The sequence below is a fragment of the Thiothrix caldifontis genome, from assembly GCF_900107695.1.
In the GTDB taxonomy this organism is placed as follows: domain Bacteria; phylum Pseudomonadota; class Gammaproteobacteria; order Thiotrichales; family Thiotrichaceae; genus Thiothrix; species Thiothrix caldifontis.
Window position 1 is genome coordinate 1 of sequence record NZ_FNQP01000041.1, and the last position, 18,615, is coordinate 18,615.

General features: G+C 49.3%; 21 protein-coding genes. 6 read left to right on the forward strand and 15 right to left on the reverse strand.

Annotation, left to right across the window (positions count from 1 at the left end):
* Positions 1 to 32: 32 nt before the first annotated feature.
* Complete coding sequence (locus BLV87_RS19600) at positions 33 to 206, reverse strand: hypothetical protein (RefSeq protein WP_175517799.1); 174 nt, start codon at positions 204 to 206, stop codon at positions 33 to 35.
* A gap of 126 nt (positions 207 to 332) precedes the next feature.
* Between BLV87_RS19600 and BLV87_RS18265 the strand changes: the two genes are divergently transcribed.
* Genes BLV87_RS18265 through BLV87_RS18285 form a run of 5 tightly spaced genes read left to right on the forward strand, consistent with a single transcriptional unit; the run spans position 333 to position 7,132 of the window.
* Positions 333 to 683 carry a hypothetical protein gene (locus BLV87_RS18265; RefSeq protein ID WP_093071022.1) on the forward strand — a complete coding sequence of 117 codons (351 nt, stop codon included), beginning with the start codon at positions 333 to 335 and terminating at the stop codon, positions 681 to 683.
* Complete coding sequence (locus BLV87_RS18270; RefSeq protein WP_093071023.1) at positions 680 to 2,377, forward strand: HAD-IC family P-type ATPase; 1,698 nt, start codon at positions 680 to 682, stop codon at positions 2,375 to 2,377. The genes BLV87_RS18265 and BLV87_RS18270 overlap by 4 nt, the downstream gene beginning before the upstream one ends.
* Positions 2,374 to 4,620 (forward strand): heavy metal translocating P-type ATPase, encoded by a 2,247-nt coding sequence (locus tag BLV87_RS18275; protein ID WP_093071025.1) that lies wholly within the window; start codon positions 2,374 to 2,376, stop codon positions 4,618 to 4,620. The genes BLV87_RS18270 and BLV87_RS18275 overlap by 4 nt, the downstream gene beginning before the upstream one ends.
* Positions 4,621 to 5,481 carry an ABC transporter six-transmembrane domain-containing protein gene (locus BLV87_RS18280; RefSeq protein WP_093071026.1) on the forward strand — a complete coding sequence of 287 codons (861 nt, stop codon included), beginning with the start codon at positions 4,621 to 4,623 and terminating at the stop codon, positions 5,479 to 5,481.
* 7 nt (positions 5,482 to 5,488) lie between these two features.
* Positions 5,489 to 7,132 carry a cyclic peptide export ABC transporter gene (locus BLV87_RS18285; protein WP_093071028.1) on the forward strand — a complete coding sequence of 548 codons (1,644 nt, stop codon included), beginning with the start codon at positions 5,489 to 5,491 and terminating at the stop codon, positions 7,130 to 7,132.
* On the opposite strand, the gene BLV87_RS18290 is transcribed toward BLV87_RS18285, so the two are convergent.
* The 14 genes from BLV87_RS18290 to BLV87_RS18355 form a co-directional block, all read right to left on the reverse strand.
* Positions 7,121 to 7,483, reverse strand: a complete 363-nt coding sequence (locus tag BLV87_RS18290) for an ASCH domain-containing protein (protein ID WP_093071029.1) — start codon at positions 7,481 to 7,483, stop codon at positions 7,121 to 7,123. The two genes, BLV87_RS18285 and BLV87_RS18290, sit on opposite strands and share 12 nt — an antisense overlap.
* Positions 7,480 to 7,887 (reverse strand): YybH family protein, encoded by a 408-nt coding sequence (locus tag BLV87_RS18295; RefSeq protein ID WP_175518067.1) that lies wholly within the window; start codon positions 7,885 to 7,887, stop codon positions 7,480 to 7,482. The genes BLV87_RS18290 and BLV87_RS18295 overlap by 4 nt, the downstream gene beginning before the upstream one ends.
* Positions 7,884 to 9,404: an adenylyl-sulfate kinase gene (cysC, locus tag BLV87_RS18300; protein ID WP_093071033.1), complete on the reverse strand. Its 1,521-nt coding sequence runs from the start codon at positions 9,402 to 9,404 to the stop codon at positions 7,884 to 7,886. The genes BLV87_RS18295 and cysC overlap by 4 nt, the downstream gene beginning before the upstream one ends.
* A gap of 12 nt (positions 9,405 to 9,416) precedes the next feature.
* Positions 9,417 to 10,571: an aminotransferase class I/II-fold pyridoxal phosphate-dependent enzyme gene (locus tag BLV87_RS18305; RefSeq protein WP_093071034.1), complete on the reverse strand. Its 1,155-nt coding sequence runs from the start codon at positions 10,569 to 10,571 to the stop codon at positions 9,417 to 9,419.
* Positions 10,572 to 10,578: 7 nt separating this feature from the next.
* The gene (locus tag BLV87_RS18310; protein ID WP_093071036.1) at positions 10,579 to 11,400 is read right to left on the reverse strand and encodes a GNAT family N-acetyltransferase; all 822 of its coding nucleotides are present in this window, start codon (positions 11,398 to 11,400) and stop codon (positions 10,579 to 10,581) included.
* A 2-nt stretch (positions 11,401 to 11,402) separates the two neighbouring features.
* On the reverse strand, positions 11,403 to 12,494 hold the full coding sequence (locus BLV87_RS18315) for a pyridoxal-phosphate dependent enzyme (protein ID WP_093071038.1): 1,092 nt from the start codon (positions 12,492 to 12,494) through the stop codon (positions 11,403 to 11,405).
* 25 nt (positions 12,495 to 12,519) lie between these two features.
* A complete protein-coding gene (locus tag BLV87_RS18320) occupies positions 12,520 to 13,278 on the reverse strand; it encodes a sulfotransferase-like domain-containing protein (RefSeq protein WP_093071039.1) in 759 nt (252 codons plus the stop codon).
* Positions 13,279 to 13,330: 52 nt separating this feature from the next.
* Positions 13,331 to 14,071 (reverse strand): alanine--tRNA ligase-related protein, encoded by a 741-nt coding sequence (locus BLV87_RS18325; protein WP_093071041.1) that lies wholly within the window; start codon positions 14,069 to 14,071, stop codon positions 13,331 to 13,333.
* A gap of 56 nt (positions 14,072 to 14,127) precedes the next feature.
* Entirely contained in the window at positions 14,128 to 15,027 is a 900-nt protein-coding gene (locus BLV87_RS18330) for a hypothetical protein (protein WP_093071042.1), read from the reverse strand.
* Positions 15,028 to 15,036: 9 nt separating this feature from the next.
* The gene (locus tag BLV87_RS18335) at positions 15,037 to 15,288 is read right to left on the reverse strand and encodes a phosphopantetheine-binding protein (RefSeq protein WP_093071044.1); all 252 of its coding nucleotides are present in this window, start codon (positions 15,286 to 15,288) and stop codon (positions 15,037 to 15,039) included.
* An 8-nt stretch (positions 15,289 to 15,296) separates the two neighbouring features.
* Positions 15,297 to 16,775 (reverse strand): class I adenylate-forming enzyme family protein, encoded by a 1,479-nt coding sequence (locus BLV87_RS18340; RefSeq protein WP_093071045.1) that lies wholly within the window; start codon positions 16,773 to 16,775, stop codon positions 15,297 to 15,299.
* On the reverse strand, positions 16,772 to 17,380 hold the full coding sequence (locus tag BLV87_RS18345) for an FAD-dependent oxidoreductase (protein WP_093071047.1): 609 nt from the start codon (positions 17,378 to 17,380) through the stop codon (positions 16,772 to 16,774). The genes BLV87_RS18340 and BLV87_RS18345 overlap by 4 nt, the downstream gene beginning before the upstream one ends.
* Positions 17,367 to 17,951 (reverse strand): FAD-dependent oxidoreductase, encoded by a 585-nt coding sequence (locus tag BLV87_RS18350; RefSeq protein WP_093071048.1) that lies wholly within the window; start codon positions 17,949 to 17,951, stop codon positions 17,367 to 17,369. Before BLV87_RS18350 ends, BLV87_RS18345 begins: the two co-directional genes overlap by 14 nt.
* 113 nt (positions 17,952 to 18,064) lie before the next feature.
* Entirely contained in the window at positions 18,065 to 18,214 is a 150-nt protein-coding gene (locus BLV87_RS18355) for a hypothetical protein (protein WP_175518069.1), read from the reverse strand.
* A gap of 192 nt (positions 18,215 to 18,406) precedes the next feature.
* On the opposite strand from BLV87_RS18355, the gene BLV87_RS19605 reads away from it, so the two are divergent.
* The gene (locus BLV87_RS19605; protein WP_175517813.1) at positions 18,407 to 18,565 is read left to right on the forward strand and encodes a hypothetical protein; all 159 of its coding nucleotides are present in this window, start codon (positions 18,407 to 18,409) and stop codon (positions 18,563 to 18,565) included.
* Positions 18,566 to 18,615: the final 50 nt, after the last annotated feature.

Genomic DNA, 18,615 nt, shown 5'->3' on the forward strand with positions numbered 1-18,615 from the left:
AATGGGGAGCTGTTGGAAGGCGGCTGTCCGACTTAATCCATCCAATGTGCTGGCAGGATTGCCCATCCAGCCAAACACCAAGCTGCGGATGAAGTTCGAGCCGCTGAGTTTGCGCTGGCGTTGAATGAAGCCGCTTTTTTTGCTAACGCGTCCGCTTTTTCATACAAGATGGCTTGCAATGCGGTGGCTACTTTTGTCAGTATCAATGCGCGGTCTCCTTGTCGAAGTCGATCTATTCGGTGTGCAAAACTAATAGCCTACCAGAGAGGGAGACCGCTTTCGCGGGTTAAAGTTGATGCGTATAGGGTAATCCGCAGAATACCCGTGCTAATTTGGCTTACCAAGCCTTGCTCAGTTTGGGTTATAGCATTCGCTTGTTAGCGCCGCAGCAATGGCAGGCAGAATTGTTGCGCCGTGCCAAAGATGACCCTGAAATTGGCTTACACCCGCTGTTATCACTGTTCACCCATTATGATTTTTCGCGTGAGCCGGAACATATTCTGTTTGATGAGCGCAATACACAGGCGGGATTAGCGGGTTCTGGGATTGATTGTCCGGTGGTGGATCAGCAGGCTTTTGCAGATTATTTTGCATGGCTGGCGCAACAGGGGCATTTACCCTTGCCACAGACGGGGTTACGGCAGCCCTTGGTTGGCAAACGGCACATAAGAGGTGAAGCATGATTCTGGAACTGGCAGCGGTGGGTGGCGCAAGTTATGTGGTCAGACGGGTGCGTCGCCCGCGTTTGATTGACAGGCTCGTACCCAACCATCGGCGCGATTGGGCGACGCTGAAAAAACAGACGGAAATCATGAGCGAGGAAGAACGCGAAGCCCGTCAATATTTCCTGCAAACCTCAGTGATGATGGGTAGTGCGGTGGTCAGCATGGTGGTGTTCCCTGCTTCCCTGTATCTGCTGATTCCCGGTATTGCCTATACCACTTACCCCCTGTTGCGCGATGCTTGGCGCGATTTACGTGAGGAACACCGCCTGACGGTGGTGGGGGTGGACGTGATTCTTTCGGCATTAACCCTGATGTACAGCGTCATCAACCCGCAAGTATTGGCGTTGACCACATTCAGCAATTGGTTGTATTCGTTCTTCCTCAAAGTGATTGCCACCAGTAAAAGCAATGCCAAGAACCAACTGGCGCATTTGGCAGTTGTTGAGCCTGAGCAAATATGGGTGTTGCAGGATGGTGTGGAAATAGCCATTGCTTTTGCCGAGCTCAAGGTTGGTGATGTGCTGGTGCTGGAGGCGGGGCAGACAGTACCGGTGGATGGCGTGGTTTGCGCGACTGAAGTATTGGTGGTGCAAAGTCTGCTGACAGGCGAGACAGAGCCTGTCACTAAACACGTCGGTGACACCGTTTTCGCCGGTAGTGTGCTGCACGCCGGGCGTTTGCAGTTGCAGGTTGAAAAGATGGGGAGTGCCACTGCATTGGCAGAACTGCGCCATGTGTTTGATAACAGTGCGCTGTATGCGGCTGATGTGGAATTGCGTGGCAAAGCCTTGGCTGACCGTTTTGCCTTGCCCGGCGTGGCATTGAGTGTGCTGGCATACCCGGTGGGCGGCTTGAATGCAGTGCTGGCAGTGATGATGATGAGCCCTTGCTACAATATGCGCCTGTTTGGGTTGCTGACGGTAATGGAGTTCCTGCAAGCTGCCGCGCAGGAAGGCATTCTGATTAAGGATGGGCGGGTGCTGGAGCAGGTCGATAAGATTGATACCGTGATCCTCGATTTGGCTTCGTTGCTAGTGCTGGATGAGTCTGGTGAGGTAACGCTGCGGGCAGGTACGCTGGAAGGTGTCAATGCCTTGCGTACTCAAGGATTGACCTTGTGGCTAGTGGCGGCTGAAACGGTGGAAGTGGCTGAACAGTGGGCAACGCATTTGGGGATTACCCATGTCGTCAGCAATGCCATGCCGAACGATAAAACCGCCTTGGTGCAACGTTTGGCGGAAAACGGCTTTGTGGCGTATGTCGGTGACGGTATTCGTGATGCCGTGCCGATGAAGTTGGCACAAGTGGCGATTTCGCTCAATGGGGTTAGCACCCTGACACAAGATACCGCACGGGTGATTTTGCTGGATCAAAACCCGCAACATTTACACAACCTGTTTAGCCTGTCGCAGCGGTTTGAAGCGAGTATGCAGCGCAGTTTGTGGCTCACGACTGCGCCTAATGCTGCCAGTATCGGTGGCACGTTCCTGAATGTGGTGGGGTATGCCACTTCCATTGGCATTTTCTATTCCGCGATGGGGGTAGGGCTGTTGAATGTCTTTTGGCCGCAATTGCGCCGCCGTTACGCTGCCCTGACCGCTGCTAATAAACCCAAAATGATCAATACTTCAGTTACAAGGATAACCCCATGATTCCTATCGCCGTTGGCGTATTTGCCGGTGGAGCTGCCCTGATCGGCGTTAATACCACTTTTGCTAACCGCAAACGTTTCAAGAAGCGTCGCTTGGTCGAAGCTTTGGCGGGTAAACCACTGGAAGAGGATAGCACTACTCTCACGCAACGTTTCATTGCCCTAGTTGCGCAACAATCGCCAAGCTTGGCGCAACGGCTGGTGGCGGCGGGTCTGTCGCTGGAAAAACTGGATAACCATTACCAACTGTGGATTAAGCGCCATCTTGACCCGCGTTTAGCGGGCAGCGCTCGCGAGCAATATTTGCAGGAGTTGTCGGCAGGGCGTGAGTTGTGCCTGTCACCAGAGGAAAAGGCGATCAACCGCCAGATGGCGTTGGGTGCAGGGGCATTGGGTTTGCTGGGTGTTGGTGCGCTTGCCGGATTGGGGTGGATTGTACCCGTGGTGATTGCCGCAGGGTTATACCTTACCTTGCCGATTTATCGGGTAGCCTATGAAATTGCCGTCAAGGAACGCCGTTTGAGTACCGCACACCTGATGGCGGTGTATTTTTCCGGCATGTGGCTGGGTGGCTTTTACGTGGTGGGGATGTTGGGCGCAATCATCGGCAGTGTTGCCCAGAAAGTAATGATGGTGTGTGAAGACGTATCACGTTACGAGTTGGTGAATATTTTCCAGCAGCAACCGCGCTCGGTGTGGGTAGTGGTCGATGGCACGGAAATGGAAATCCCGTTTGCGCAACTAAAAGCGGGGGATGTGCTGGTGTTGGATGTGGGGCATACCATCCCCGTGGATGGCGTGATCGTGGAAGGTATTGCTTCGATTGATCAACACATGCTCACGGGCGAATCGCAACCGGTGGACAAAAGCGTGGGAGATTCTGTACTTGCCGCTACCATTGTATTGGGCGGGCGTATTTTCGTGCAGGTGGAAAAGACTGGCGAAGAAACCAGTGCCGCGCAGATTGGTGAAATACTCAACCGCAGCACTGAATTCCAATTGTCGATGGAAGCGCGTGCCATGAAGATTGCGGATCGCACCTTGTGGCCAATGATGGGCTTGGGGGCAATCAGTTTGCCGCTGGTGGGGACAGCGGGAGCAACAGCAGTACTGGGTTCTAACTTCACCTTGAACATGGTGTGGTTGCGCTTGTTGACCATGCTCAATTTCCTGAATGTGGCTTCCAAACACCGGATTCTGGTCAAGAACGGTGACTCCCTTGAACGCCTGAAGCAAATCGACACGGTGGTGTTCGACAAAACCGGCACCTTGACTATTGAACAACCGCATGTGATTGCGGTGCATCCGGTTGGGGAACGCACCTCTACAGAAGTGCTGACTTTGGCGGCAGCGGCGGAACACCGTCAGTCTCATCCGGTTGCTCAAGCGATTATCGCCGCTGCTGCTGAACAGCAGTTGGCATTGCCCAGCATTGATGATGCGCAATACGAAGTTGGGTTTGGGATCAAGGTCAAGTTGCAAGGGCAGTGGATTGCGGTTGGTAGCCGCCGGTTTATGGATGCGGAAAACATCGCGATTCCGGCGGATATGCAAACGTTGGAAACCGCGTGCAGTGCCAACGGACATTCACTGGTATACCTTGCGGCGGATGGCGAATTAGCCGGGATTCTGGAACTGAAAGCCACGACTCGACCGGAAGCGGCTGAAATTGTGCGCAACCTGCATGAGCGCGGTTTGCAGCTTTACATTATTTCCGGCGATAGCGAATTGCCCACCAAAGCGCTGGCGAATGAGCTGGGGATTGACGGTTACTTTGCCAATACCTTGCCGGAACGCAAAGCCGATTTGGTCAAGCAGTTGCAGGCTGAAGGGCGCAATGTGTGTTTCATCGGCGATGGGATTAATGACGCGATCGCGCTGAAACAGGCGGATGTGTCGGTGTCTTTAAGTGGTGCAACCACCGCTGCCACCGATACCGCACAAGTGGTACTGATGGATGCTGACCTTCAGCAATTCATTACCCTGATGGATTTGTCACACGCGCTGGATGACAACATCAATAAGAATTTCAACACGGCTGCGGGCATGAGTTTGGCGAGTGTCGCGGGAGTGTTGTTCTTCCACGGTGGTTTCTTGCTGGTCGAAGTGTTGGCGGCATTGCAAATTTTGGCGGGTGTGGGCATTGCCAGCAAGCCGTTATTGGCGCAGGAAAATGCCTCAGCTTCACTAAAGCCTAATTTGCTCACTACACTGGGTAAACAGCAAGATGGGAATGCCCAGTAAATGTCAGCCCTCAAAAAAACCAATGTAGTCACTCAATTGTTGGCGCAGTATCGCGGCAGATTAAGCCTGACTTACGGTTTGAGCATAACCGAACAGGTGCTGGGTCTGTTACTACCTTTGGCTATTGGTAATGCTATCAATGGTTTGTTGGGGAATGATTTTTTACCGTTGGGCTTGTTCATCGGATTGTGGTTGGTGCTGGCAGCCTTGACGGTAGGGCGCAAGATGTATGATACGCGCGTATTCATGAGTCTTTATGCGGAATTAGCCGTCCGAGTGATTGAACAGCAGCGCACGCTTGGGACGAGTACGAGCAAATTGGTGGCACGTTCCACCTTGATTCGCGAGGCAGTGGATTTTCTAGAACGTGATATTCCCGATATTGTGGCAATGTTGATTACCTTCGTCGGTTCCTTGGTCATGCTGATGTTGTTTGACTGGCATATTGTCGCAGCAGCAGTCTTAATGTTGATTCCGGTTTTGTTATTAAACGGACTGTTGTGGAAACCGATTAATCGTCTAAACCGCAGCATTAATAATAATCTGGAACGTCGGGCTACTTTGATTCATCAGGGGTCTTTATTACGTTTGCAGCAACACTTTCATTTGATGCGTTTTTTGCGGGTTAAAACGTCAGATTTGGAAGCGCGAACTTGGGGGGTGATTGAGTTATTCGTGGTGATGGCTACAATTTATGTTTTTGTTTATACCGCACAGACACCGGGGATTGAGGCAGGTACAATCTTTTCCATTGTTACGTATTTTTGGAACTTTCAGGGTAGCCTTGATCGTTTACCCATTTTGATGCAATCGGTGTCGCAGGTAAAAGATATTTTGCGGCGAATTCGGGAAACAGTTTAGGTGATAAATGCCAACGATTAACATGCCACTCATGCGATTTATCGAACGGGAAAACCGCAGTTCTTACTGGCAGGTCTTACTGATTGCGACGGTCTCCGGTATCGCCAACAGTTTATTGCTGGGGATTATTAACCATGCAGCGGAAGCTGTTACCCAAAACGCAGATCTGACTCAGTATTTTTTGCTGTATATCACGGCTTTTGTACTGTTTCTGTATGGGCAGTGGTATGCCTTTGGGCAAGCTATCCAGATGGTTGAAGAGGCCATCTTCAATACCCGCAGCCGTTTGACGCGCAAGGTTCAGCAGGTTGAGCTGGCATTCATCGAAACGCAAGGCAGCAATGAACTGTATAGTCGTTTGACGCAAAGTGATACGCTGATCTCGCAGTCGATTCCGCAAATTATTGGCGCATTTCAGATGTTCGCGCTGATGGTGTTTTCATTGCTGTATTTGGGGTATGTATCGGTTGCCAGTTTTGTGATTACCTTGTTGGCGATTGGGTTAGGGGTGGTGTATTTCCTGATGCAATCGCAAGCGATTCGTGCGGCATTGCATACCGTGAAGCAAAAGGAAGAGTCTTACTTCGCTTCCATTTCGCATTTGGTGAATGGTTTTAAAGAAATTAAAGTGAATGAGCAAAAAGCGAAGGATTTGCTAAAAGGGATTACCTCAGCCTCTCATGATGCCCAATTGATTAAATATGAAGTAGGTAAACTGGAAGCCACAATCTGGGGTTTTGGGCGTTTGTTTATTTATGCGCTGTTACCCATTATGGTGTTTATTCTGCCTAACTTGCTGCATGAGCAGACGCAAGATATTTTTAAGATTGTGGCTACTTTGTTGTTTTTAACCGGTTCTGTGACTGCATTGGTTAATATTATTCCGATACTGAACCGCGTTAATCTGGCAGTTGAGGATGTGTTTGCATTGGAAACCACTATGGATAATGCCATTGCCCATTCGCAGGTTATTGCAGCCAATACTGTCAACTTTCAGGATTTTAATACACTGAGTATTGATTGTATGCAGTTTAGCTACCCATCCACGACTGGCGCAGCATTTGGTGTTGGGCCGTTTAATGAAAAAATCCAACGGGGTGAGTTACTGTTTATTATTGGCGGTAATGGTAGTGGCAAATCTACTTTTTTGAAATTGCTAACGGGTTTATATTATCCGCAAACAGGCGGGTTGTCAGTAGATGATACGCCGATTGATGTTGGTACTTATGCGGCTTACCGCCGTTTGTTTTCGATTATTTTCACCGATTTCCATCTATTTGATAAATTCTATGGCGTGCCGGATGTGGATGTGCAGAAGGTGAATGAATGGCTGGAAAAAATGCAGATGCAGCATAAAGTCGAATATAAAAATGGCGGCTTTACCTCAACGAACCTGTCAACCGGGCAGCGTAAGCGTTTGGCATTCATTGCGGCGATGCTGGAAGACCGCCCCATTTTAGTCATGGATGAGTTCGCGGCAGATCAAGACCCGCAATTTCGCCAGTATTTTTACGAAACCTTATTGGGTGAGGTGAAAAGTATGGGTAAAACTATTATTGCCGTCACACATGACGACCATTATTTCCATGTGGCGGATCGGGTGTGGAAGATGGATGAAGGGCGGATTGAAAAACACTCCTTAACTCAATAGGTAAAAGTGTAGGGAAATCAGTGCTGTATTGCTCTGTGCGTCCAACCATGCTTGTTGATAATCTTCAAGAAATGCCTCATGATTGTTGTAACCATCTTCATGCCATAACGTTGTGGCTGCTTCCCCGAAGGTAATGGGCTGAACCTGCGTTACTACGATCGACCCGCGCAAACAGCCAGTGGTATCGTACACGTCGACCTCATCACCCACTTGCCAGCCACCATCACTGTACTCGCCCCACGGTTGGTCATAATCTTCCGCAGGGCAGAGCGTGACAGTCTTACGCCCGGTAAGGATTTGTTCGATGAAACTGTCTTCGCCAAATTGGATGCGCTTACGCTTTGTGATCATGCTTCTGTATCTGGCGGTGGCAATGGATTGGTATTGGTAGCATGGTAATGGGCAATCAGCCAACGTCCATCAAGGTATTGGAAAATAACCGTTTCGACAAATTCTAAATCCATCGGTGGTTCAGCGTCGTTGGGTGTCCACACTTCGCAGTTTCGCAAGGTAGCCCATGCAAAGTCACCTTGGCTTTGTGCGTTGAAATCCACCAGTTCAGAGGTTTGTGTGCCGTAAGCCATGCCATCTTCCAGCCGTGCCAGCAACTCGGCTTTGTCGAGTATCTCGGTATGTTCCACGATCCTGAAGTCAGGTGTAAGCATGTCAGCGGCGGTTTGTAGGTCATGTAGATGAATAGCTTCGTACCAACCATGTAGGGTTTCATAAAGGGTTTGTTCTATTGAATTCATCATGCCGAGCACGCTATTGTTGAGGGTAAGTAGCCCATATTGATTAAACATTGCAGAATTTGATTGACGCATTCAGCTGGGCTGCGGTGGCTGGTATCAAGGCATACCTCAGGGTTTTCTGGAATTTCGTAGGGGTCATCTATCCCGGTGAAACCTTTGAGAATGCCTGCACGCGCTTTGGCATACAGCCCTTTGGTATCACGTTTTTCGCACTCACTGAGCGGGGTGGCAACATGTATTTCCATGAACCCACCTTTGTCGCTGACCAGTTGACGTACTTCGCGGCGTATTTGGGTGTAAGGCGCAATCGGCGCACAAATGGCAATGCCGCCACTTTTGGCAATTTCACTGGCAACGAAACCAATACGGCGCACATTGATGTCGCGGTGTTCTTTGGAGAAGTTCAATTCACTGGAAAGGTGTTTGCGTACCACATCGCCGTCCAACAAGGTAACGGAACGTCCTCCTATCTCCATCAAACGCATGAGCAAGGCATTGGCGAGTGTCGATTTGCCCGAACCGGATAAGCCTGTGAAAAATACCACAAAGCCCTGACGATGACGCGGCGGGTAAGAGCGTTGCAATTCTGACAACACTTCGGGGTAAGAAAACTCAGCGGGTACAGACAAGCCTTGGTGCAGATGATGGCTTAGTTCTACATCCCGATAGGCGCGTAGCGGGATTTCTTCCACTGGGGGAGCGGGTTCGATCAGCAGCTTAAGCCCTAAAGTGGCAATATGGGGAGTGAGGGTGTCAGCTTGTGCTGGTGTCACGAGTAGGTGGGTCACGCCGAAGTTGTGTAACACCAGTACCCGTAACAACATTTCCTGTAAAGGCTCTCCTCTGGATGCATGGTTCAGCAAATTCAGTTGCACTGGTGTGGAACAGCGTTGCAATACCTGCCGATAACAGCGTAAGCGGGTAAAGTGGGCGGGATCTTCGGGGTGAGCAAGGCCGATAGCCGCTTGAACCAATATGCCCGCTTGCAGGTTTTGTGCATAAGAACACGCGCTTTCCCATTGCAGCCGGTGAATAGCTTGCTGCGGCAATACTGCAATGACGTTTTGACAACCTTTCTCGCGGAAATACGTTTGCACTTGTGCCGGTGTCTGGTGTTCTTGTGCGGCATGATAGTGTTTGGGCAGGGCAATTCCTTGCAACTGCCCCTCTAAACATACCGCGTCGATGGCGTCGCTGTCTGGAGGGGCTGCACGAAATTGCCCTTCAACTGTAAAAACTGCCAGTAACATCCCTTCTGCATCCCGCAAGGCGATGGTTTCGCCGATGCTTAGGCTGTTCGCAAAGCTAGGTGTCACATCCAGCAATACCGGGGTTAACCAATATTTCCCACTGTTTAAGTGTTGATGGTTTCGTACCTGATGATATTCTGCTGCATTCATGAAGCCTTGTAAGGGGGCGAATGCTCCACTTAACAACATTTCCAGATCGCAAAACTGGCGCGGGGTCAGATCCCAGGACTTTAAATGTTGGGTTTGCAACAGGGGAGTGGTGATATACATGGAAGTTCGCCTCTAGATTGTGCGGGTCGAGTACGTTTTCAATACCCGGCTAATGCGTGTAAATGCTTCATCCAGCACCGCTTTATCCTGCCCAAATGCAATCCTCAGGTGGTGATCCATGCCAAAGGCATCCCCAGCCCCAACGAACACGCTGGCTTCACGGCAAAGTGTTTCCATCAATTGTGTGGAGTTAATATCCAGATGATAGCGAATAAAGGTAATTGCCGAGGCTTGAGGGGGCACATAACTAAACAAGCCTTGTTGTTCTTGCATCCAGGTTTCCAGCAACGGAAAACCGTTTTTGACGTATTGCCGAGTGCGCTGGATGAGTTGCGGGCGTATGGCTGGCGAAAGGGCATGTGCAGCCAGTTTGTTACTCAGCATGGTCGCGGAAACCGTGGTGTATTCGTGTCTGCGCCACAAATCCTCAATCATGGGAGCTGGGCCTGCCACCCAACCAATCCGCAACCCCGGTAAACCATACGCCTTGCTTAAACTGCCCAAACACAGCACTTTGTCATAGCGACCGAAAAACGATGGGGTTTCATTTTCCTGAAGGCGTTCCGCACCCCGGTAGACTTCATCCGCAAGAATCCAGGCTCCTACTCGGTCTGCTGCATCGACAATGGCATCCATTTCTGCCTCTGTCATAATGTAGCCCGTTGGATTATTCGGGTTGCAAACCGCAATGATTTTAGTGCGCCGAGAAAGCTGCCGATACAGCGCGTCAATATCCAGCGCCCACCCAGCGTCGGGTAACATACCAAACGTTTTTACCGGGTAACCCGCATTCAGTGCCATACCCCAGACTTGCATATAAGTAGGGGTTTGGGTCAATAGCTCATCACCGGGTTGCATCAGTGTCTGCATCACAATGTTGTTAGCTTCCGATGCACCGACCGTTACCAAAATATTCTCTGCTTGTGCTGTTGTATGGGCATTAAGCGAATAAAGGCGAGCAATATTTTCGCGTAATTCGGGGATGCCATTAACATGCGGATAATTGAGTTCGGTGTCTAACAGATCCGCTATGCTTAACTCGCCGCCCGGCAATGCCAACAATTCCGCCAGTCGCAGTGGGTGAACCCCACTCTCAACCAGATTGAATTCAATCTGCTTTTCCCACTTTGACTGGATGACTTCAATTTCAAAAGGTATGAAAGACATGTTTACCTCAGCCAAGGGGTGATGAATTTTCTAGTTCATAAATGGTGTAGGCGTAGATGAACTTGAAACCGAAACGCTCAACCCAAAATGCTGACTTATCATTGGAATGCCCACTCGCAAACGGAATGCCCATCTCACGCAATGTTGCTAGGGAGGTGGCGATCAGTGATTGAAAAACGCCGCGCCCCTGGAATGCCGGGAGCACACTGCTACTGGTCAAATGCGCAGAACCTTGTTTGACGATCATGGCTGAGCAACCTGTGACAACACCATCACAACGTGCAATGAAAAGGTGCATCACAGGGTTAGGTTCTGCCATTAATTGACGGTAACGGCTACGCCGGAAAGCTTCTTCATCAGCAGGAAGAGCGTACCCAGCAGATAATGTACTGATGTATGTTTCAAGCCCTTCGGTTGATGCAGGGGCGACATGTTCAACGTCTACACCCTCAACAACTTTGAGGGGTAGGGCGGTGTCCGTCAGATACGCCCGGACGTTTGAACCCGTTGCACCACGTGCTAACAGCCGTTTACCTAAGTCTGCGGGTTGCGTCCAAGGATAAACACACCAACTGAGAGGAAGCCTACGGTTTTGGTACTCGGCAATGATAGCGTCAATATGACTATCCGGGTCTCGCTTATCAAGATTACAAAACAGTATCTCGTTGGCAGCGGAGAAAGTCGCCGAAGGCGTGAGAGTGCGATACCAACCATCCTTTTCAATGACGATGGTATCGTCACGTAAGCGTTGTGGGCCTATTGGTCCATTCAATACGATCTCTAATTCACGGGGAACTCGCATCTTGGATGCCGTTGGGTATTGGCTCATCTTCAGTCAGCCTCACTCACACGAGACTCACGGGAAACCGGCGGATGTCCCAATACCTCTTCATAGCTGCGGCGTTCCCAAGGGAAGTAAGTCCATTCGCCAGCAACTTCGGTGGGTGAGCGACAGAGTTCCGGCTCAGACCAGCTACGTTGTAATTCGTCTGCGCGTTCACTTAACCACTGCGGATTGTAAACCGTGTTCATGTAACGGATGCCATGATCGGGGAACACGGTTAGCACCCTGAGTTCCGGGTTATTACGCGCAACCCAGTTCGCCACGGATAAAGCGGCACCGGAGGTGGGTCCAACAAGCAAGCCGGTTGTCCGGTGTAGTTCATGCACGGCATTGATCATCTGGGCAATAGGAACCCAATGCACCTCATCACACTCGGCATGAGCCACATTCGGGAACACAATATCTGATCCCATTCCCAGTAATGGCACATAATTTTCGTCACACAGCGGGTAAACCTTTTCTGATGTGGGGCCAAAAATAACGGAAAGGTTGTGGTCTACCGCGATCACTTTCAGGTTAGGGTTAGCTGCACGCAGTGGTCTGGCAAATCCAAACAAAGAGCCGCCACTGCCGATCGTGGCGATAACCACATCGACTTTACCTAAAGTCTCGCCGATAGACTGCGCAATAGCGTGATAAGCCTCAGGGTGTTGTGGGTTATCGTGTTGCCGTGGCCAAAACGAGCCGGGAACATCGGCGAGTGTTTGCCGCACCAAATTGAAGCGTTGCTCTTGAATCTCCCGAAGATTACCCGCAGTGCTTTCAACGGTATCAATTTGCGCACCCAAGTGACGTAAACGCCACGCCACAATGGGTTCTACTGGCCCTGTTTTGAGTGCGAGTTTAAGCCCCAACGTCACACAGGTTTGCGCCAAACCCAGTGCAAATGTGCCGGAACTGCTTTCTACCACTAAACCGCCGGGTTTTAATGCACCGCTTTTCAAGGCTTGTTCCACAATATAACGTGCCGGAACGATCTTCATCAGGTCGAACTTCGCCGCATAAAGGTTAGGTTGGATTTGAACCAACGACGGTTTGCATAGGTGATCTAAAGTGGATTCTACTTCAAAGCGGTTCATGGTGTTTCCTCAAATGTCTCAGGGATCAAGATGATGTGTTCAGGCGGTTGGCATAGAGCTTCTGATAGTAAGGCAGGCACTCTTCATAGGCTTTAGCCAGCTTGGGAACGTCGGACACATCAACATAATCCTTGAAGCGGTTGGTGCGGAAACCTGTGCTGGTTTTCAAATTTCCGTGGTGATCATCGCCACCAATCCACCAGGTCAGTTTGGTTGAGGGCGGAATGTTATCCCACTGTAACGACTCTGGAATAAAGGGGATACCAAGTCGCTCGCAAAAGCCGCGTATCATTGCCTCTGGGTTATCTGCCAACTCATCGGCATCAATAATGACCGGCGGTGCACCGTTGCTGGATGCCAGTGCAATTTCATACATTTGATATTGGGTGTCGTATCCCACTTCATCATCGGCGAAATCGGGTAACAAAGAGTAAAGAGATGGCAGTGTTTTTGCCGGATCGCGGATCAGAAACACATTGTGAAAGTGAGACATAAAATCTGCGTCACACATACCCGCGACATGATACGTTAAGTCCTTAATGAAAACCGAACGCCCTTCCTGCCCTTTATGGGATTCGAGCATATCCAATATCGCTTGGTAGTTCATATCGGCACGGGGTGGCTGGTCGCTTGCCCGGTTGCTTCTGCGGTCTTCACTGAGATAAAAAGACTGTCCAAAAGGTTCATGGAACGTATGGAAGTCGCCGCGCTGTTTCATCATCCACAAAAACGTCGTAGACCGGGTTCGTGGGGTTCCCCACACGGCAAGGATTTTGTCTAACATCTCTGGTTTCCCTAGGTTTCTTAAATAATCACGTGGATTGGTTACAGTTCGTTTAGCCACTATTGCCTATCCGATAACTAATTTTGGTGTTTCCCTTTTTGCTTTTGATTTTTAGCAGGGATATGGCTTCGATTTCAGCGAGACTGGCAACATGCGTCCCTCCACAAGGCGAAGCATCTAACTGTCCTATCGTAACGGTTCGCAAGGGCTTGTCTTCGGGTATATTGGGTGGGATATTCCAGCAACGTTGTTTTAGTTCGTCATAAGTCAGTAGTGCAGCCGTTACCGTTGGGTTTTGATTAATGAGTGCATCAATCTCTGTCTGTAGCGTTGCGAGAAAGGACTCGGCTTCGCCTTCCTGTTTGCCCTCGAATTCTACATAAGGGCCATCATCAAAATGAAAACCTTTTACTGCCCGCATTGAGCCTCTCCGTGCATCAATAATTCCGGCAATGACATGGCCTGCGGTGTGCAGTTTCGCGTGGTGCAAGCGCCGCAGTTTATCCACGTGCAGTTCACAAGACTGTCCAACTAGTGCATCGAAGTGAGACGGTTCTTCAGTGATATAGTGGAGTACTTCACCATCGCTGAAACCTACGAACGCAATGTTCATGACGGTCGCCCCTGATTGAATGAATCCTGTGTCAGTGGGTTGCCCGCCGCCTTGAGGGTAAAATATCGTCTGATCCAAGACGAGGTATGAACCGCGATCGTCCCGTCCAGTGCGCAGTATGATGCCGTTATCGGTAGTAGCATACGTGTCGTTCAAGTACTTTAAGTTTGTATTCGTCATAGTAAGATTGGCTTTAGATAAAAGTTGCGGGGTTACTATTTTACAACACAGGCGTATCAGGTTCGAAAGACCATTTTGGAAAACCCAGTGGCTGGCGTTTTTATAATATGGAAAAACGCCATATAAGTGCAGCGCCGGAAGCCGGGATAGCCTATTACCGCATGTACATTGTGTGCCGGAATAATGGCAGCGTCGCCTTTTTTTAACCGAATTGACATTGCCTCAACGCCTTCGATGATGGATTCTTTGTATCCGTAAGAAGACCAAGCATGTTTGTTATGAGGGTCACAAATCTCCTCTAAGGTCATGCGCCGATTCCATACGAGCGTTTCCGGTTCTTTATCATCAACGGCATCAATACACAGAATGATGCTGTAAACATTGTTTGAATCGTGGATCTGATAAAGCGACGGATGATTAGCATTGGTTTCGACGTAATCCTCATGTGGAGCGGCGAAGTAACATTGGTTATCACTGGAAGTCTGAGAACCCTCTCCCCAAAGCCGCAATGAGCCGTGACGGACGCTGGCACCGTTATAAGACAAATACTCAAATTGGGCGTTATTCAATGCACAAGCCTTTTGCAAGAAAGCGACAATCGGATCGTGACCATTAGGCAGCACATTCGCAATAGCCGAATTCATGTGTTCGATTTCCCGAAAGTAACAAGAGAATTCTTCTCCTTCAGGGCAAGAATACAGATGAGAACCCAATGAATAAATGGGTGGTATGACCTCTTCTTTTTTTGTTGCGGGGTGCTGAATAAACCGATCTGCCACTTGCTGGCACCATTCCCGGTTAACGGCATTCTTCATATGAAGGGCTGGGGTTTTTCCATCAACAAGCGTTGCCAACATGTCGGCCTGCAATCCTTCAATCACCGCAGCGGCAAAGGTGTCGTTAGTTATGTGCAAACACTCTCCGGTAGCCAGCAATACTTCTTGGGTCGTATGCATAAAACTAACCTATTTCCCGTGTAACTGGTTGATGGCGAATGCTGCCAAAGCATTAATTGACTTGAAATGTTTCGGTATTAGGTCATTCATACCAAATTCAATACGGTACTGTTGTTCAAGATGCGTCACCAGATTCATCATGAATAGCGAATCAATAATACCTGAATCAATCAGGTCATAATCATCATCAAAATCAGCAGGGATATTGTCCTGAAGACCTTCCGTAATGATGTAGTTGCGTAAAGCTTCCTGTATTTCCATGGCTACTCTCAATTAAGGTGGTGTAATTTATTGGGGTTACGGATTTTCTTGCCACTAGCGGTATAAGCTAATTGCTCAACCCAGATAAACCGGCTAGGCACTTTATGGGTAGCCAGATACTGCTTACAGTAACTTCTCAGTTCATGGTCAGATGGGCATTCCACGCCTGTCGTTAATACGAGATGCGCTTGGGCAGGTTCACCCCATTGGCGATCTTTGGCGCTGAATACCGCAGCTTCAGCAATGGCCGGGTGTTTTTCCAGTATAGTTTCCACTTCTTCGGGGAAAAACTTCATGCCCCCAACACTGATCATTTCTTTGCTGCGTCCAACAATATAAAGAAAGCCATCTGCATCGAGTTTGCCTAGGTCGCCGGTATGAAACCAGCCACCTTGTTCCGCTAGGATAGTTTCCCGCGAGCGCCAAGGTGAGTAGTAGGCATCCAGCATTCCTTTGCTTCTGACAGTAATTTCGCCGTATTCATGACCATCAATCATTTCCAGCCGTAATTCGTAATCGGGTGTGATTTTGCCGACAGACCCTTGTTTATCCCGTGCTTGGCTGATATTGATAGCCGGTAAACCCAGTTCAATGATGCCGTAGGTTTCATTTAGTACGCGCTTGAAACGTTGATGAAAGGCATCAGCGGCATCAGCACTCAGTGCGGTTGTTGTCACAATGGCAACCCGTAAACTATTGGGTAATTCGACGCCAGTATCATCCTGCACCATGAGCATGTAGTGCGTTGGCGAACCATAAATGAAGGTGGCTTTATGGTTATTGGCGGCGTTTAACAGGGTAATGCCGAAGCTGTTTTTGGGTAAGATAATGCTTGCACCAAAGGTCAGGTAGGCAACGATAGAAACTGCAAAATGATAATCCATCGACAATAGCCATAAGATCCGATCTTGTTCGCTGATATTCAATACGTTGTTAGCAGCATGAATGCGTTCATAAATGGCTTCATGTGATAACACCACACCTTTGGCATTGCCAGTTGTTCCCGAAGTGAACCGGATAAAGGCAGGATTTACATTTGCCAGTTCAGCAGGCGGGGTACAAAACGATTTGGCTTTGGTGAAGATCGCCTGATGCAGGAGCGGAATGCTTTCGCCTTGGGTATTGGCTGAGACTTGCGCCATCATGCGGGTATGAGAAATAACCGCATCCATATGGACGTATTCAAAAATCTGTTGTTTTTCAGCAGGCGTCAATTCCAGCGGTAACGGTGTGACGCAGGCATTGCAAACCCAGACGGCATAAACGAAAGCAATATAATGCCCGCCACTGGGGTAGTGAATACCGATATTGTCACCAAGTTTAATGCCAGCAGCTTTTAATTGCTGCGCCAATGCCTGAATTTCGGCGCGAAACTCAGCATAGCTAGTGCTATTAGCTGTTTCCTGACCCAATATCAGCGGGTGTTCGGGCTGCTGTTCTGCTTTGTGGAAAAAGCACTCCGCCAGATTGAGTTTTGCTTGGTTCATTGCAGATTCTCACTGATGTGTTTGCCAATGGCCGCGCCCATTGCCCAACAAGTACCAACCACACGGGCGGATGCCTGTGCGCGTGGTTCGGCAGATAGGCACTTGCCAGCAGCCCACAGGTTGCTGAACCCTGCCACTTTTAGACTGCGAAGGGGAATGGCGTAAGACTGGCCTGCTGGCAGGTATTGAAGCGTAATGCCTTGATCGGGATGCCAGTGTTCAATGGGCCAGCTAGCCTGACAGGCTGTATCGGTAAACTGTCTTCCTGTTATGACATCCCTTTCGGTTAGGCAGTATTCACCCCGGATACGCCCCCCATCACGAATGCCCAGTTGACCGTAGTTCTGGATACAGGCGTCAGCAAATCCCGGAAAACGGCGTAAAAACGCTAGTAGCTGTGTTGCAGCGGTTTGCATTGACGTTGGCCGGTAATCGTTTTCTGCTACATTGAATTTGACATAAATTTCATCTGGATAGACGCCAGTATCCAGCCAGACGGTGGCACATTCTGGTGTAAGTTGTCCCTGTTCTGCTGCCTTGCGAATTTCACGTAATAACCCCAACACTTTGGGGAACTGAAGTACATTCGGTTCAATATTGCGCAAGGATAAAATATAGCACCCCTAGTGCCATGCCTTTATCTACCAAGGTTGCATCGATAAGGCGCACAATGTTGGCATTGCCTGTTGCATCGACCAACGCACGGGGCTGTAGCGTCAAGGTTTGATCATTATTGCCATGTATTGTCACTTCGTTGATATAAGTGTTTTGGGCAGCAATGTGAGTGATTTCCGTTTGGTAACGTGCGCTAATTCCAGTTGTTGTTGCAAGCCACTCTGTAACGACTTGTGTATAGTGTTCAGGGTCAACATCCAACACCCAAGTCTTGCCAATCCGCCGTTTCTTTGTTTGTGGGCTGGTTTGGATCAAGCGTTCCGTCAGTTCTGCTGAGAGTCCCTGATTGATTAGCTCACCTTGATCATCAAATAGTCCGCCAATGGTGTGTATCAGCGCTTGTCTTACCGTCCCCCCCGGCTTCCGAGTTTTTTCAACCAAAATCACTTTCAAGCCACTCATGGCGACTGTTAATGCACACCCCATACCGGTTGCACCGGCACCAACAACTACTACAGTCTTGGATACGTTAAGCTGATTTTTTTGAATTTCTGGTTGCATTGCTGGGGTTTTACTCTTTAGCTGTGACCGACACGGATGTGCCTATCAAGAGGCATACCCGTGTATAGGCTGCCCGATTAGCCGATGATTGGTATTCAGTCAGTAACCTTTCTTTAAGCGGCGACACGGTTTTGGTGGGCGCTGATCATTTTGAGCGTTGCCAGCAAGTCATCCCACCAAATAGTCATGGTGTTAATCGCTTCTTCAGCGCTTTTTAGTGCTTGTTGGATATTAATCGTTGGGCGTTCACCTTCTTTACTCAATATCTCTTGGTCGACAGGCACATGACGCAGGAAGATGCCCAATTCTTCACGGTGGCTTTGTTCAACACCGCCTTATACGCATCAACTTTAAGCCCTCCATTCCCTAACTTGCTGTAATCTCATCCAATTATTAGGTTTTTTCCTCCGTTTGTTTTGTCGGCAAGCGGTTGAAGAAGCGAAGAGTTTTGCCAGTTGCTTGAGGCATTTTATCAAGCTGCGTCGCTCAGCGATGCAGGCGGCAAGATGGGAAGCCTGTTCCTGAATGGCTTGAACACCTTTGGTGAGGCTGCGCTGGGGTATTTCCCACAATCCGGTGAGCATGATCCAGTGTTGGATGAGGATAATCAGTAATTTGACGTAGATTTCACACAAAATTCGCCATACGTTGGCACTTCTGGAAA